The 14996-nt window shown below is 30.9% G+C and carries 17 protein-coding genes; 6 read left to right on the top strand and 11 right to left on the bottom strand.

The window, feature by feature from the left end; translation table 11 throughout:
* Window positions 1-15 precede the first annotated feature (15 nt).
* A complete protein-coding gene (locus IUY40_RS02280; protein ID WP_195735278.1) occupies window positions 16-417 on the bottom strand; it encodes a hypothetical protein in 402 nt (133 codons plus the stop codon).
* A gap of 41 nt (window positions 418-458) precedes the next feature.
* Window positions 459-1337, bottom strand: a complete 879-nt coding sequence (locus tag IUY40_RS02275; RefSeq protein ID WP_195735277.1) for a protease complex subunit PrcB family protein — start codon at window positions 1335-1337, stop codon at window positions 459-461.
* A 198-nt stretch (window positions 1338-1535) separates the two neighbouring features.
* Here IUY40_RS02275 and rmuC point away from each other — a divergent pair, with 198 nt between their 5' ends.
* The 4 genes from rmuC to IUY40_RS02255 all read left to right on the top strand — a co-directional run bounded on the left by rmuC (window position 1536) and on the right by IUY40_RS02255 (window position 4593).
* Window positions 1536-2894, top strand: coding sequence for a DNA recombination protein RmuC (gene rmuC, locus IUY40_RS02270; RefSeq protein WP_195735276.1), 1359 nt, complete (start codon window positions 1536-1538; stop codon window positions 2892-2894).
* Window positions 2895-2914: 20 nt separating this feature from the next.
* Entirely contained in the window at window positions 2915-3280 is a 366-nt protein-coding gene (locus IUY40_RS02265; RefSeq protein ID WP_195735275.1) for a 6-phosphogluconate dehydrogenase, read from the top strand.
* Window positions 3281-3288: 8 nt separating this feature from the next.
* Window positions 3289-3843, top strand: a complete 555-nt coding sequence (locus IUY40_RS02260) for an acyl-CoA thioesterase (protein ID WP_229335310.1) — start codon at window positions 3289-3291, stop codon at window positions 3841-3843.
* Window positions 3844-4053: 210 nt separating this feature from the next.
* The gene (locus IUY40_RS02255; protein ID WP_195735274.1) at window positions 4054-4593 is read left to right on the top strand and encodes a YceI family protein; all 540 of its coding nucleotides are present in this window, start codon (window positions 4054-4056) and stop codon (window positions 4591-4593) included.
* A 3-nt stretch (window positions 4594-4596) separates the two neighbouring features.
* Here IUY40_RS02255 and IUY40_RS02250 read toward each other — a convergent pair whose 3' ends face one another.
* Window positions 4597-5508, bottom strand: a complete 912-nt coding sequence (locus IUY40_RS02250) for a TIGR01777 family oxidoreductase (RefSeq protein ID WP_195735273.1) — start codon at window positions 5506-5508, stop codon at window positions 4597-4599.
* A 99-nt stretch (window positions 5509-5607) separates the two neighbouring features.
* On the opposite strand from IUY40_RS02250, the gene IUY40_RS02245 reads away from it, so the two are divergent.
* The gene (locus IUY40_RS02245; protein ID WP_195735272.1) at window positions 5608-6270 is read left to right on the top strand and encodes a TetR family transcriptional regulator C-terminal domain-containing protein; all 663 of its coding nucleotides are present in this window, start codon (window positions 5608-5610) and stop codon (window positions 6268-6270) included.
* Complete coding sequence (locus tag IUY40_RS02240) at window positions 6267-7571, top strand: AarF/ABC1/UbiB kinase family protein (RefSeq protein WP_195735271.1); 1305 nt, start codon at window positions 6267-6269, stop codon at window positions 7569-7571. The genes IUY40_RS02245 and IUY40_RS02240 overlap by 4 nt, the downstream gene beginning before the upstream one ends.
* A 174-nt stretch (window positions 7572-7745) precedes the next feature.
* On the opposite strand, the gene IUY40_RS02235 is transcribed toward IUY40_RS02240, so the two are convergent.
* The 8 genes from IUY40_RS02235 to IUY40_RS02200 all read right to left on the bottom strand — a co-directional run bounded on the left by IUY40_RS02235 (window position 7746) and on the right by IUY40_RS02200 (window position 14881).
* Window positions 7746-9041 (bottom strand): deoxyribodipyrimidine photo-lyase, encoded by a 1296-nt coding sequence (locus IUY40_RS02235; RefSeq protein WP_195735270.1) that lies wholly within the window; start codon window positions 9039-9041, stop codon window positions 7746-7748.
* Window positions 9041-9502, bottom strand: coding sequence for an SRPBCC family protein (locus IUY40_RS02230; RefSeq protein WP_195735269.1), 462 nt, complete (start codon window positions 9500-9502; stop codon window positions 9041-9043). The genes IUY40_RS02235 and IUY40_RS02230 overlap by 1 nt, the downstream gene beginning before the upstream one ends.
* Before the next feature lie 9 nt (window positions 9503-9511).
* Window positions 9512-9952, bottom strand: a complete 441-nt coding sequence (locus IUY40_RS02225; RefSeq protein WP_195735268.1) for a sterol desaturase family protein — start codon at window positions 9950-9952, stop codon at window positions 9512-9514.
* A gap of 19 nt (window positions 9953-9971) precedes the next feature.
* The gene (locus IUY40_RS02220) at window positions 9972-10808 is read right to left on the bottom strand and encodes a phytoene/squalene synthase family protein (RefSeq protein ID WP_195735267.1); all 837 of its coding nucleotides are present in this window, start codon (window positions 10806-10808) and stop codon (window positions 9972-9974) included.
* 4 nt (window positions 10809-10812) lie between these two features.
* On the bottom strand, window positions 10813-12279 hold the full coding sequence (gene crtI, locus IUY40_RS02215) for a phytoene desaturase family protein (RefSeq protein ID WP_195735266.1): 1467 nt from the start codon (window positions 12277-12279) through the stop codon (window positions 10813-10815).
* A gap of 37 nt (window positions 12280-12316) precedes the next feature.
* Window positions 12317-13216 carry a MerR family transcriptional regulator gene (locus IUY40_RS02210; RefSeq protein WP_195735265.1) on the bottom strand — a complete coding sequence of 300 codons (900 nt, stop codon included), beginning with the start codon at window positions 13214-13216 and terminating at the stop codon, window positions 12317-12319.
* 75 nt (window positions 13217-13291) lie between these two features.
* Window positions 13292-14254 (bottom strand): ion channel, encoded by a 963-nt coding sequence (locus IUY40_RS02205; RefSeq protein ID WP_195735264.1) that lies wholly within the window; start codon window positions 14252-14254, stop codon window positions 13292-13294.
* A gap of 126 nt (window positions 14255-14380) precedes the next feature.
* Window positions 14381-14881: a tetratricopeptide repeat protein gene (locus IUY40_RS02200; RefSeq protein WP_195735263.1), complete on the bottom strand. Its 501-nt coding sequence runs from the start codon at window positions 14879-14881 to the stop codon at window positions 14381-14383.
* Between the last annotated feature and the right edge of the window lie 115 nt (window positions 14882-14996).

Below are 14996 nucleotides of genomic sequence, written 5' to 3'. Positions count from 1 at the left end.
TGGATATTTAATATTCTACTTTTTATAAGTAGAACTGTATCCATTAGGATAATTGTTTGTGAGAATTAAACTTTTAGAGTCTAATTTTTCGATAATATAGGTTAGACCTTCAAAAGTGATTAAATCATGCTCTAGATTATCAAGTACGCTGATACCTTTAGTAACCTTATATTTACTATTTCTTATTTCGACATTGTTCATGTATGTAATTACTTTTCCCTCAGATGTAAAAATAAGCTTTTTAGTGCTTCCAATACTCTTTGGAGTTGAGGTGTAGCTACCGTTTTGACCACCAGTAGATTTTTGCCAAGTCCAACTTCCATAAAGTTTAGCTGTTTTATCAGACTCGAAAATTACATTTGCAGAATAAGTTGAAACAGAAATAATAACTAGAAGAGCTAAGATTGTTTTTTTCATTATAAAAAATTGATGTTAATTATTTAACCTACAAAGTTAAATTAGTTTCTTAATACTGCAATTTTATCTTTAATTGCTTTTTTAAATGTAATAATTTCTTGGCTTTGATCTGATGTATTGTTACTGTCTATAAGTACTTTAGTAACTTTATTGCCTTGGCTCAATTCAAAGTATATTCCGCCTTGAGAAGCCGAATCTGGGCTTCCATAGGTCTTAGTACCACCATTTAGATTTAAAATCTCTGTAGGAATCATCTTTACAAACTCAGAATAATCCCCCTTTTTGTTCAATGTCTGATAGTTGTATTTGCTAAAATCATATTGACCAACAACTACATTAAAATATTGAATTACATTTAGATTATTGATATTAAAAAATAATTGGCAATCAGATCCAGTACATTGACTACTATAACTTCCTATAACAACAAAATTTTTGCTTTGACTTACCTTATTTAAGTAAATAGGCTTGTCAGTTTTGGGAATTAAAACAAAATCATATGGATTTGTTGCAGGAGTATTAACTTCTTCATTCGGAAGAGGCTCTTTTTCATAGTATTGTACTATTATTTCGCAAGAGTTCTCTACTATAGAGCTAATTTTTATTTCATATCCGCTAGTTGGTTTTGGTCCAGAAAAAATACCAATTAAATAATTTTTGGTAAAATCGATAGTAGGATTCACAGATGTAGGGCAAGGATTTGTGTTTTTTATAAAAAAAGAATCCATTTTTTCTTGTGTTTTTATTGCCACAGCCATAGGTGTAGCAGGCATGTCTTTTATAGTATAGTTGCATTCTAGAGGAAAACCAGAAAAAGTAACATTACTATAATCGCCACAGCTTTGATAGTCATTATCAGCATTCAAAGAACAAGAACTGATCCCCAAAGCAACAAATAGGGCTAAAATAATTTTCTTCATTTTTAATATTTTAAAAGATTATATATTAATAGATGACATAAAGCAAAAAAGGTTGCGTTGAAGTTGATGTTTTTGTATTAAATTTTTTTTTGTGTTTGCAATACAATTATTGTAAGGGGGTTTTTTAAAACTCAAAAAAGAATCTCTTCTTTGAGAGTAGTTATTATTGTGTATTTTTACTCTTTTAAAAGTCTTTATATGTTGAATCTGTTTCCTTTTTTACTGGCCTTTCTTATTGCTTTAATCATTGGAGCTTTTATAGGTAAACTTATTTTTTCTGCACGATTCCAATCTGAGAAAGTAAGTTTAAACGAAAAGTTGATAGCTTTAACAAATCAGTTTCAAGAGCAAAAAGCATATTTTCAATCAGAAAAAAATAATTTCGAGAAACAACTTCAAGCAACAAATTTTGATAAAGAAATTATTCGAACTGAAAAAGATAGCCTTGCAATTCAGCTTTCGAAAAAAGAAGTCGATTTTGAGAATTTATGGGAACGCCATAAAGAACAAAAAAATGAAGTAGAACAACTTCAGGAAAAATTCACCAAAGAGTTTGAAAATCTTGCAAATAAAATACTCGAAGAAAAATCGACAAAATTTACTGCGCAAAATAATGAAAATATGAAAAATATCTTGTTACCATTGCAAGATAAAATAATAGGCTTTGAAAAGAAAGTAGAAGACACACATAAAGAAAGTATTGATTATCATGCAGCTTTACGTCAACAAATAATTGGGTTAAGTGAAATGAATGCTCAAATGAGTAAAGAAACTCTAAACCTAACTAAGGCCTTAAAAGGAGATAGTAAAATACAAGGAAATTGGGGAGAGCTGGTTTTGGAACGAGTTCTTGAAAAGTCTGGTTTAGAAAAGGGAAGAGAGTATGAAGTGCAACAGAGTTTTACTAATGAGGTTGGTCTTCGTGTTCTTCCAGATGTAGTGATTCATTTACCAGATGGTAAAAAAATGATTGTAGATTCTAAAGTTTCTTTAACAGCATATGAAAAATGGATAAATGAAGAAAATGATAGCTTAAAAGCAGATTACTTAAAAGAGCATGTAAATTCTATAAAACGTCATGTTGAGCAACTTGGAAATAAAAATTACCATGATTTATATCAAATAGAAAGCCCTGATTTTGTATTGCTTTTTATACCAATAGAGCCTGCTTTTGCAATAGCATTAAATGAAGAAGCTACCTTATATAATAGAGCTTTTGAAAAAAACATTGTAATTGTTACACCAACTACATTATTGGCGACTTTGCGAACCATCGACAGCATGTGGGCAAATCAAAAACAACAAGAAAATGCTTTTGAAATAGCCAGACAAGCCGGAGCGTTGTATGATAAGTTTGAAGGTTTTATAGCCGATTTAATTAAAATAGGTAACAAAATAAATGACTCAAAAACCGAATATGAAAATGCCATGAGTAAACTAGTTGAAGGACGAGGAAATTTAATTACAAGTGTAGAAAAATTGAAGAAAATGGGAGCAAAGGCCAAAAAGTCACTTCCAGAGAATATTTTGGCAAGAGCAAATAACAGCGAAAATTAAATTATTAAACAAATAGTTGTATGAAACGAATTCTGGGAATTATCATTGGTATTGCTGCTATAGCTCTAATTGGGTATTTTAGTTTTATTTATTATGTACCTTATAGTACAGGAATCCGTTCAGGTGAATTAATCAGGCTTAGTCATAAAGGAGTTATGATGAAAACATGGGAAGGAGAACTGAGCCAAGGAATTTCTGGAGCTCAAATATTCTCTTTCTCCGTTTTAGACGGTGACAAAAAAGTTATAGAAGATTTAAAAGTGCTTCAAGGAGGTTATGTAAAATTGGAGTATGTCGAAAAGTATAAAACATTTCCTTGGTGGGGAGAAACGCGTTTTTTTGTAAAGGCTGTAAAAAAAGAAGATTCCCCATTTAATGTAAAATAATATATAATATGAATACAAATACAAACTTTAAAACAGTAGCCTGTTCGAGAATAAGCATTTCAGAATTAATGCTTCCGTCGCATACTAATTTTAGCGGCAAGATACATGGAGGTTACATATTATCATTACTAGATCAAATTGCTTTTGCTTGTGCATCAAAATTCTCAGGTAATTACTGCGTAACAGCTTCGGTGGATACAGTCAATTTCCTAAAACCTATTGAGGTAGGAGAATTGGTAACTATGAAAGCCTCTGTTAATTACGTAGGTAAAAGCTCAATGATTGTTGGGATTCGTGTTGAAGCCGAAAATATTCAGACAGGAGCAATAAAACATTGTAATTCTTCTTACTTTACAATGGTAGCCAAAGATAAAGAAGGAAAGAGTGTTCTTGTTCCAGGACTTATTTTATCAAATCTTGAAGAAGTAAGACGTTTTTGTAAAGCTTTGAAACATATAGAGGTGAAAAAAGAAGTCGAAAATCATGCAGAAGAATATAATTATAGTTCTATAGAAACATTGGCAAGTTTAAGTAAATACAATGTTTTACTAGAGCTAAATTAAAATAGTTTTTTGTGTAAGTTTTAGCGTTGTTTTAAGAACTAAAGTAGATTAAAATTCGTAACTTTAAGAAAGAGCATTTAGATAGCGTTAGTGGCTTGATCTCTTTTCAGAATAGTTCTTTTTTTGATTTATGTCTGTTGTTAGTTTGTTTCTTTCAATAGACTTTTCAAAAAAATCATGCAATGTGTTTAATCTTAATTGCAGAAGATTATGAAAAAAAGTACTTTTTTAATTTTATTACTTACCGCTAATTTTATTACCGCACAAGATAAAATAAGAACTTCAATGGGGGTTATTAACTTTGAAGCTTCAGTACCTTTCTTTGAAGAGGTAAACGCAGTTAATAAATCGGTAATTATGGTAATGGAGCCAGAAACAAGTAGTTTTGTTTGTGTGGCTGTGATTAAAAATTTTCGATTTAAAATGGATTTAATGGAAACTCATTTTAATCAAAATTATATTGAAAGTGATCGATATCCAAAAGCTATATTTAAAGGTAAAATCGGGAAATTTGATATGAAAGATATTACTGAATCGCCAAAGGAATACACTATTAAAGGGAAACTTCAAATTCACGGTAAAATAAAAGAAATAGAAGTAAGTGCAATACTAAAAAAAGTTCCCGAAGGCATAGAAATCATTTCAGATTTCTCACTTAATACGGATGATTTTAATATTAAGATACCATCAATGATAGAAAGTAAAGTATCTAAAAAGGTAAATACAAGCTTGGTAGGAATAATGAAATAAAAGTTAATTTAAACAATCCATAAGTGCTGGTTTTAAATTTGAATATTTAAATTTAAAACCAGCACTTTCTATTTTTTTAGAAGAAACACGTTGCCCCGTTAATATAATTTTGCTCATTTCTCCCATTATCAATTTAACAATAAAAGAAGGGATTTTAGGTAACCAAATAGAAAAACTATATACATTCGCCAAAGCTTTAGAGAAAATAGCATTATTAGTGTTATCAGTAACAGCAGCATTAAAAGGACCATTCATACTAGTGTTTGTAATTGCAAGAAGATAAATACTGCATAAGTCATCAATATGAATCCAAGGCATATATTGTTTTCCAGTTCCCACAATAGAACCAAAACCATACTTAAAAATTGGAACCAATTTTTTTAAAAACCCATCATCTTTACCCAAAACTAAACCAGTTCGTATTATAACAGTGCGGATTCCTAGTGATTTAATACATTCGGTAGCTGCTTCCCATTTTTGGCAAGTAGCTCCCAAGAAATCATTTGTTGCGGGAGTTTCTTCGGTACAAATAGTTTCACTTGTAAAAGCACCATAAATACCAACAGCCGATGCAGATATAAAAGCCTCTAAGGATTTATTATTCTTTTTTAAAACAGAATAAATGAGCTCAATAGGTTTTTCTCTACTATCTATAATTTCTTTTTTGCGTTTATCTGTCCATTTTTTTGAAGCAATACCTTCACCGGCAAGATGAATAATGTAATCTGCTTTTAAAACAGAAGCCTCATCTATATAGTTGTTTTCTATATCCCATTTATAATAGATAATATTTTCACTAGCTTTTCTTTCGGTCCGAGTTAATACAGAGACCGTATACCCATGGCTAATTAATAATTCAGTAAGTTTTTTCCCTATAAAGCCAGAGCCACCAGTTAATAAAATATTTTTAGTCATAATAGTTTATAATATATTTAACACCTTGTTTTGTTTAGCATTACGTAAATATAGTTAAACGTTGCTTATCTTTATACTCAATTAAAAAAAGTAAATGGTATGGAAACTAAAAAAGAAATATTGACAAAAGATAAAATTGTTTCTTTGTATATGAATTACGTTTTAGAACATGGGCAAAATCCAAAATCGATTTTCCATTTTGCTAAAGAAAATGATTTTGAAGAATCCGAATTTTACACTTTTTTTGGAACATTTGAAGGATTAGAGAAAGAAATTTTCAATCTTTTTTTTGAAAACACAGTTGAATTATTAGATAAAAATCCAGAGTATCATGAATATGATATGAAGAATAAAATGCTTAGTTTTTATTTTACTTTTTTCGAATTGCTAACTGCAAACCGTAGTTATGTTGTTCAAGCTTTGAAAAGTTACTCGAATCCGATAAAAAACTTGGCAAAACTAACCACACTTCGTGATAGTTTTAAGAAATATATTAGCCTAATCATAACCGATGATTTTCGAGTTCAACAAGAGAAACTTCAAAATTTTCAGGAAAAAGCAATTCAGGAAACAGCGTGGATGCAGCTTTTACTTACCCTTAAATTTTGGGTAGACGATGCCTCACCAGCTTTTGAAAAAACAGATATTTTTATCGAAAAGTCTGTAAATGTTTCTTTTGAATTGATGAATGTAGCGCCAATGAATCATTTACTAGATTTTGGTAAATTTATTTTTAAAGAAAAAATATACAGCAAACAATGAAAACTATCGACTATATCCCGACTTCTAAAATTGAAAGGGCGAGCAAATTAGTTCAAACAGGAGCAAAAATAGGAGTGAATTATTTAAAATATTACGGTGAGAAAATTGTAAATCCAGACATAACCCGCGATAAATTAAACGAAAATAATGCCGAAGACATCTACGACGGACTTAAAAGCTTAAAAGGAAGTGCGCTTAAAGTGGCACAGATGTTAAGTATGGACAAGAATTTCTTGCCACAAGCCTATGTCGAAAAATTTTCATTGTCACAATTTTCAGTTCCGCCACTTTCTGCACCATTAGTATTAAAAACCTTTAAAACTAATTTTGGTAAAACACCATATGAAATTTTTGATGAGTTTAATCCCAATTCTGTAAATGCAGCAAGTATCGGTCAGGTACATTTAGCTGTAAAAGATGGTAAACAACTAGCCGTAAAAATTCAGTATCCAGGAGTTGCTAATAGTATTTCTTCTGATTTGGCTTTGGTAAAACCCATGGCAATAAGAATGTTTAATCTGCAAGGAAAAGATTCAGATAAATATTTTAAAGAAGTTGAAGATAAGTTAATAGAAGAAACAAACTATTTATTGGAATTACAGCAAAGTCAAGAAGTTGTCGAAGCTTGTAAAAAGATAGAAAACCTGGTTTTTCCGAATTATTATCCAGCCTTTTCTTCAGAGAAAATCATTACTATGGATTGGATGACTGGGATTCATCTTTCAGAATATACTGCGAAGAAGCCCAATCAAGAGGAATCGGATGTTATCGGGCAAGCACTTTGGGATTTTTACATGTATCAAATTCATATTTTACGAAAAGTTCATGCTGATCCACATCCTGGAAATTTCTTGGTAAACGATAAAAAACAGTTAGTAGCTTTAGATTTTGGATGTATGAAACAAATTCCAAATGATTTTTATGTTCCTTATTTTGAGTTAATCAATAAAGAAGTGATAACTGATGAAAAGCTTTTTAATGAGAAACTTTTTGAATTAGAAATTCTAAGAAAAGATGATACCAAAGAAGAGATAGAATATTTTACAGGAATGTTCCATGATTTATTGTCATTATTTACAAAACCATTTCAGTCCGATACATTTGATTTTTCTGATGAGGCTTTTTTTGATAGTATAGGACAATTGGGGGAGCGTTTTTCTAAAGATACGAATCTAAAAAAAATGAATGGAAACCGTGGTTCGAAACATTTTATATATATGAATAGAACCTTTTTTGGATTATATAATTTAATGTTCGATTTGAAAGCTAAAATTCAAGTAAATAATTATCAGAAATATTAGGGAGCTACATCCAGCTTCCCGATAGCTATCGGGACATTATATCTCTTGTAGTGAACACCACCACAAAAGGGTGCCGTTCCTATCTGGGCTAGAAAACTGCAAAAAGAATAAAGCTTCTGTCAAAGTTCAAACTCAGACAGAGGCTTTTAAAGTTCTGAGTAAATTTTTTTAAAACTATCTCAGAATCCCCGCTTTATAAGTCGCAATAGCACGATCTCTTGCAAAAGCATGGTCAATCATGGGTTGATTATAACCCAAGTCAAACTCAGGAATCCATTTTCGGATGTAAATACCTTTTTCATCAAACTTCTTAAGTTGAATTTCGGGATTAAAAACTCTAAAATAAGGAGCAGCATCACAGCCCGTTCCTGCAGCCCATTGCCAATTACCAACATTCGAAGCCAATTCGTAATCAAGTAATTTCTCCGCAAAATAGGCTTCGCCCCATTGCCAACTAATCAATAAATGTTTGCATAAAAAACTGGCAACAACCATTCGAACTCGATTATGCATATATCCAGTTTCATTAAGTTGACGCATACCTGCATCCACCATAGGATAGCCCGTAGTTCCAGAGCACCAACGCAGAAAATCCTTCTCGTTATTTAACCATTGAATTCCATCGTATGCCGATTTAAAATTATGGTTAACCACATTCGGGAAACTAAATAATATCTGGATAAAAAATTCCCTCCATATTAATTCACTCAAGAAAACCTGATTTGTATTTGCTGCCCAATTTACTAATTTTCGGATACTAACAGTACCAAAACGCAAATGAGGCGAAAGATAAGAGGTTGAATCTAACGCAGGAAAATCCCTTGTTTCTTGATAATTCGTAATGTTTTTTAAATTATGAGGTTGTACTTTAATAGTACTTTTTTCAAACCCAATTTGGTTTATTGTCGGGAATTCAAATACACTTTTATAAAAATTTGGAAAAAGCTTAGTAGTATTATATTCTTTGGCTTGACCTAGAACTTTATATTTTTCAAGCCATTTATTCTTATAAGGAGTATATATGGTATATGGTAAGCCGTCCGATTTTGTAATTTCTTTTTCTTCAAATAGCACATGATCTTTATATAGATGTGCTGTAATATTATTTAGCCTTAACAAATTAGAGATTGTAAAATCTCTTTTTATAGCATAAGGCTCATAATCTTTATTAAAAAACACTTCTTGAATATCGAATTCTTCGATGAGAGATTTCCAGATTTTATTAGTTTCTCCTTTTTTAATTAAAAGAGAACTTCCAATAGTATTCAATTCAGTATTGATTTTCTCTAGAGAATCGTATATAAAACTCACTCTTGAATCGTTTTTAGGCAAGCTCTCAAGAATTGCCTCATCAAAAATAAACAAAGGAATAACTAGAAAATCAGATTCAAGAGCATGAAACAATCCCCGATTATCATCCAAACGCAGATCACGTCGAAACCAAAAAAGTGTAACTTTTTGTTTGCCCATTATTTAGTATTAAAAATTTCTTCAACCTTTTTATGGCGGTATTCAAAAATTGTTTTCAGTTCATTTCTCACAACAAGTGCATTCATGATGCGACCTATAAAACCTAGCGGAAGTGCATAATGTACAATATCAGTCATTTGAGTCCCATTAGAAGTAGCTTCAAAAAAATGTTTATGATGCCATAAAGTATACGGACCAAAACGTTGCTCATCTATAAAATAGCTATTTTCTTTTACTACAGTAATTTCAGTCATCCAACTTAATTTGATTCCTAAAAGTGGAGTGATTTTATATTGAATGATTTGTCCAGCATACATTAATTTGTCATCATAATCGGTAACCTCAAAGCCCATTGACTTAGGAGTGATTACTTGCAGGTTTTTTGGATTAGAAAAAAAAGCCCAGCACTCTTCTAAACTCGCATTGATATGCTGGATAGATTCTTTCTTATATACTTTCATGACTATCTATTAGAATTTGTAGTATTTAAATGGCACGAACAACATTCCAAAACACTCACCATGTTCCTTGTCTAAGTGTTTATGGTGTACTTTATGTGCTTTTCTTAACCCGATAAGATATTTGTTTTTAGTGTTTTTAAACCATTTAAAGCGTTGATGAATCAATACATCATGAACCATAAAATAACAAAATCCGTAAAAGGTTAATCCCAAACCAATAAAAAACAAATAATTGATACCATCTATAGTTCCAAAATAGAATAGTAAAATACTCGGGATTGCAAAAATCACAAAGAAAATGTCATTTCGCTCAAATACATTTGTGTATTTAGGTTGGTGATGATCAGAGTGAAAATACCACATAAAACCGTGCATGACAAATTTATGAGTACACCAAGTGACACATTCCATGAAAAGAAATACGCCTATGAAAATTAAAAAGGAAATCATTGTTTTTTTTTGTTAGAAGTTATACCATTCTTAGTTTATAAGAAACGAAAGATTTTGCTAGTAATCCTGCTTTAGAATAATTAGAGACTCGAATTCTTTCATTGCCAATCTCGTGACAAGGGGTGTTTTCTAGTTTCTTCAAAAGCTTTTTATAATATATATAAGCAGTATAAACACCAAATTTAGCTTCTACAGGAAGTTTTACAATTCCCTGATAGGCAATTTTAAAATCTTCTTCAATTTCTTCTATAATTTTGTTTTTTGAAGTTTCATCAAATGAGTTTAAATCTATTCCAGGGAAATAGTTTCGGTTTAAAATTAGATTATCATCTTTTAAGTCTCTTAAGAAATTCACCTTTTGAAAAGCAGAACCTAATCGCATTGCTTCCATTTTTAGTTTTTCGTATTTTGAATCACTGCCAGAAACAAAAACTTTAAGACACATTAAGCCTACAACATCAGCAGAACCATAAATATAATCTTCAATTTCTTCCTCATTATAGTCTGATTTGATTAAATCTAGTTTCATGCTTTTTAAAAAAGACTGAATTAAATCATCGGTGATATTATATTGTTTTACAGTTTGCTGAAAAGAATTTAAAATAGGATTAAGACTTATACCAGCTGCTATCGCTTTATAGTATTCTTTTTCAAAATCATCAATTAGATATTTTTTATCGAATCCATGAAACGAATCTACAATTTCATCGGCAAAACGCACAAAACCATAAATACTGTAAATTGCATCCCTTATGCTCGGGGCTAACATATATACAGCTAACGAGAAAGAAGTACTGTAGCTTTGAGTTACTAGCTTGCTACATTTAAACGAGACATTATCAAATAGCTGTTTCATATTTTTATGATGAAAAGGATTTGTTTATTAATTCGGATACTAGTTTTCCTGATATCAAAGCAGGAGGCACGCCAGGTCCTGGAACAGTTAATTGTCCAGTAAAGTATAAGTTTTTTACTTTTTTACTTTTTAGTTTAGGTCTCAAAAATGCAGTTTGTAATAGGGTATTTGCCATTCCGTATGCATTTCCTTTATAAGCATTGTAATCTTCGATAAAGTCATTTTTGCAAAAAGACTTCTTAAAGATAATATTATTTTTAATAGATTGTTGAGTTACAGTTTCGAAGCGAGTGATAATTTTATCGAAATATTCTTCCCGTAAAGCTTCAGTATCTTCTATCCCCGGTGCAAGCGGAATTAAAAAAAAGCCACTTTCCATTCCGTAAGGAGCAGCTGTTTTATCAGTAACTGATGGGAAGTTGGCATAAAATAAAGGCGCTTCTGGCCACTTGGGATTATCATAAATATCAATTGCATGTTGGTTGAAATCGACATCGAAGAATAAAGCGTGATGTGAAATGTCTTGAATTTTTTTGTCAAATCCAATATAAAATAGGAGAGAAGAAGGAGCAAAAACGCGACTTTCCCAATAGGAATCTGAATAGGCTCGATGCTCTTTGTCTAATAAAGTTTCGGTATGTTGGTAATCAGCACCACTTAAAATTATATCCGATGCAATAATTTCGTCATTAATAATTAATGCAGTTGCGATATTATTTTTTACTATGATTTTATCAATGTTAGAATTCATTTTAAATGTGACTCCAAGCTCTTCGGCAAGATTTTCGATGCCACGAACAACATCATACATTCCAGTTTTAGGATGCCATGTTCCTAATCCAAAATCAGCATAATTCATAAAATTATAAAAAGAAGGAGTGTTGGATGGTTTTGCACCAAGGAATAAAACAGGAAATTCTAGAATTTGAATTAGTTTATCATTTTTAAATTTCTTGCGAATATCTTTGCTGACTGTTCCAAAAAACTGATTCAGTTTTTTGGTGGTTTCTAAAGTTATCAACTCTAATGCCGAAACACCTGGGCGATATACTAATTTTTTTATGGCAATATCATAATTGCTTTTAGCTTGCGATATATGATCAACGAGTTTTTGTCCGCTTCCTTTTTCAATAGATTCAAAGGTTGTAGCAATTTCTTCTAAATTATCAGTGATAGTTATAAATTCATTAATTCCAAAATAAACACGATAGGCAGGATTAAGTTTTATTAACTCATAGTAATCGGTTGTCTTTTTATTAAAGTCATTAAAGAAATTTTCGAATACATCGGGCATCCAGTACCAGCTTGGACCCATATCGAATGTGAAACCATTGCTTTTTAGTTGTCTGGCTCTACCGCCTATAGTAGCATTTTTTTCATATATGGTTACGTCATATCCTTGCTTGGCTAGATAACAAGAAGCAGATAAAGCCGAAAAACCAGAACCTATAATTGAGATTGTCTTTTTCATTTGTTTAACAAAATTACGAAATAATTAAACAAAATAATTATATCTGCATCACTAATTCTTCAATGGAGTTAAAAATATGTATTTTTTGATTCAGATTTTCTGTTTCAATGTACTCTACCATTTTACCAATTAGCCATATTTCATTGGAGTTGTTTAATAATTCCGAACCCATAGTGCTTACATATTGATTGATAATATTACGGTCAGGTTGTATGGTTAGATAAGAAACAAAAGTGATATTGTCAAAATGATTGTTAAGTTCTTTTAGGTTTTCTATAGGCATACTTTCACCTAGATAAATTGTTTTGTAGCCTTGAAGAAGAATTTCGTATTGTATATACATTAATCCTAGTTCATGAATTTCATTCATTGGCAAGGAAAGTACATATATTCTATCTGTTTTTGTTGGTTTTTGAACTTGTAATTTCTCTGTATTTATGTGCAGTTTCTGTTTAATTAAGTTGCTTATAAAATGTTCATGTGCAGGTGATATGGTTTCAGATTGCCATAGTAAACCTAATTCATTTAATAGAGGAATGAAAACTTGATGAAAAACTTCTTTAAAAGATTTTTCAGTAGTCAACCAATTAAATGTATTAAAGAATGATTCTTGGTCAAAATTCATCATTGCCATTTTGAAAGAACTAATGGCGTGATTTTTTGCATTTTTGTTAGAAATGATTTCTCTAACTAATTGTGGAATTTTTTCTTGAGGATAAGTTGCTATCTTCGAGATCTTATAGCCATATTCATGTAGTAACGTAATGTTTAGAAGTTTTTGTAAACTAGCTAAGTCATATAGACGAATATTGGTTTCGGTACGCATAGGTTCAAGGATGTTGTATCTCTTTTCCCAAATGCGAATGGTGTGTGCCTTAATTCCAGAAAGGTTTTCAAGGTCTTTTATACTAAAGACACTTTTTATATTGTTTATCATTAATTGATATTTGATAAACAAATTTAGTTTAATTTCTATAAATATACTTAAAATAATAAATTTATTGATTTTAGTCTATTTAAAATTTATAATCTGATAAGAGTTAAGTTTGTCAAGATGCAATACAGTTTTGGTATTGTCTTTACTTCGGTTGTACATTGGGTCAAATTTAGCCCCGTATAATACCTCTTTAAAGGTGTATGAGGTTCTTGCTGCAACAGTATTACTGTACATATCATCAAAAGTTTTAATGAATACCAAAATTTCTCCATGAGTAGTGGCAAAGTCTTCTTTTGTGAATTTATATAGTGGACTCTTCTCGGTTATGGGGTGTACTAACGTCCAGCTAAGTGTAAGGGCATTTATTCGATTTAATTCTAATTCTAAAGAATAGAATTTGTTAGTCATTACGCCATTTTCTTCAATACTAATACCTAAAGAAATTTTAGCTTCGGCATCAGTAAAGTTTGTATTTTTAAAAGGAACAAGGCGTATCATTAAAGCTTTTTCCTCTTTGTAAGGACTGATTAAAGCATTATGTGAGAATTTAAGAAATGCAGTTGGTTTACTAAATCTTCCAAAGAATAATCCAGTTGCAATAGCAAAGCTTAGTAGTCCTATTAATGCTTCAGCAGCCGATAGAGCGCTTGTTAGGAATCCTGTGGGACTAATGTGTCCGTAGCCCACCGTTGTAAAAGTTTGTGCGCTGAAAAAATAGGCTTGCCCAAATTTTGCCCACTCGCTTTGAGAAGCAATAATTCCGTCTAGGTGTTCAATGCCAATTGCATAATAGACAATTGCAAAAATGAAATTGATAGTGATATAAAAGGAAAATAAAATAAACATAAACTTCCAAGTAGGCATATCAATCATGGTGTGATACCAGCTAATACGACGTAACAAATGCATTCCTTTCTTTTCGATATTTGGAGTGCCGTTCTTATTTACAAAACGGCCTCCATAATTATTAGAGTTAGTTCCAAAACCAGAATTCTTATCAGTTTTGGCTTTTGTATTTATCTTTTTTAGAATTGACATAATTATATCGAATAAAATTAGATGGATTGCCAAATATCCTATCAAATATAGGTATAAGTTGGAATACAAAAAAAGCACCTAACTTTTACTTTGTAAAAAGAAAAGTTAGGTGCTTTTTATGGTTTTTTATTTGCAGAAAGTAGCTTTGTTTTTACTAGCGCTTTGACTGCCTAATTCTATTGCCTTTGTGAAATCTTTACAAGCATTTTTTTTATCTTGAATTTGAGTGTAGCAAGTACCTCTTAAGTTGTAAGCTATGTAGTCTTTGGGGTTTAAAGCAATTGATGAAGTACAATCTTTAATAGCTGCTTGAAAGTCTTTTAATTTGTAGTTTATATTAGCTCTTCCAGTAAAAGCATCAGCATTCATTGGGTCTAATTCGATTGTTTTATTAAAGTCAGCAAGAGCACCTTTTATGTCATTTAGTTTTAGTTTGGCAACACCTCTGTTTTGGTATGCCTCCGTGAAGTTTGCTTTTAGCTTAATAGCTTTAGTGTAGTCTAGTATTGCGCCTTTGGTGTTTCCGTTTTGGGCTTTTCTTAGAGCTTGGTCAAAATAATCAGATCCCGATTGACTCCAGGTAAGACTTGTTGCTAAAAATAATAAAATAAGTAATGATTGTTTCATAAAAAAATAATTAGTTTTAGATTGTTTAACGTATTTTCTAATAGTTTATTATAGCAAAAAAGCAAAATATCAATATTGATATTTTGCTTTTTTTGTTATAGGTTAGAATTACAAT

The organism is Flavobacterium sp. ALJ2, assembly GCF_015594725.1.
GTDB lineage: Bacteria > Bacteroidota > Bacteroidia > Flavobacteriales > Flavobacteriaceae > Flavobacterium.
The sequence above is the reverse complement of the archived record's forward strand: the minus strand, read 5'-3'. Positions and strand labels throughout refer to the sequence as shown.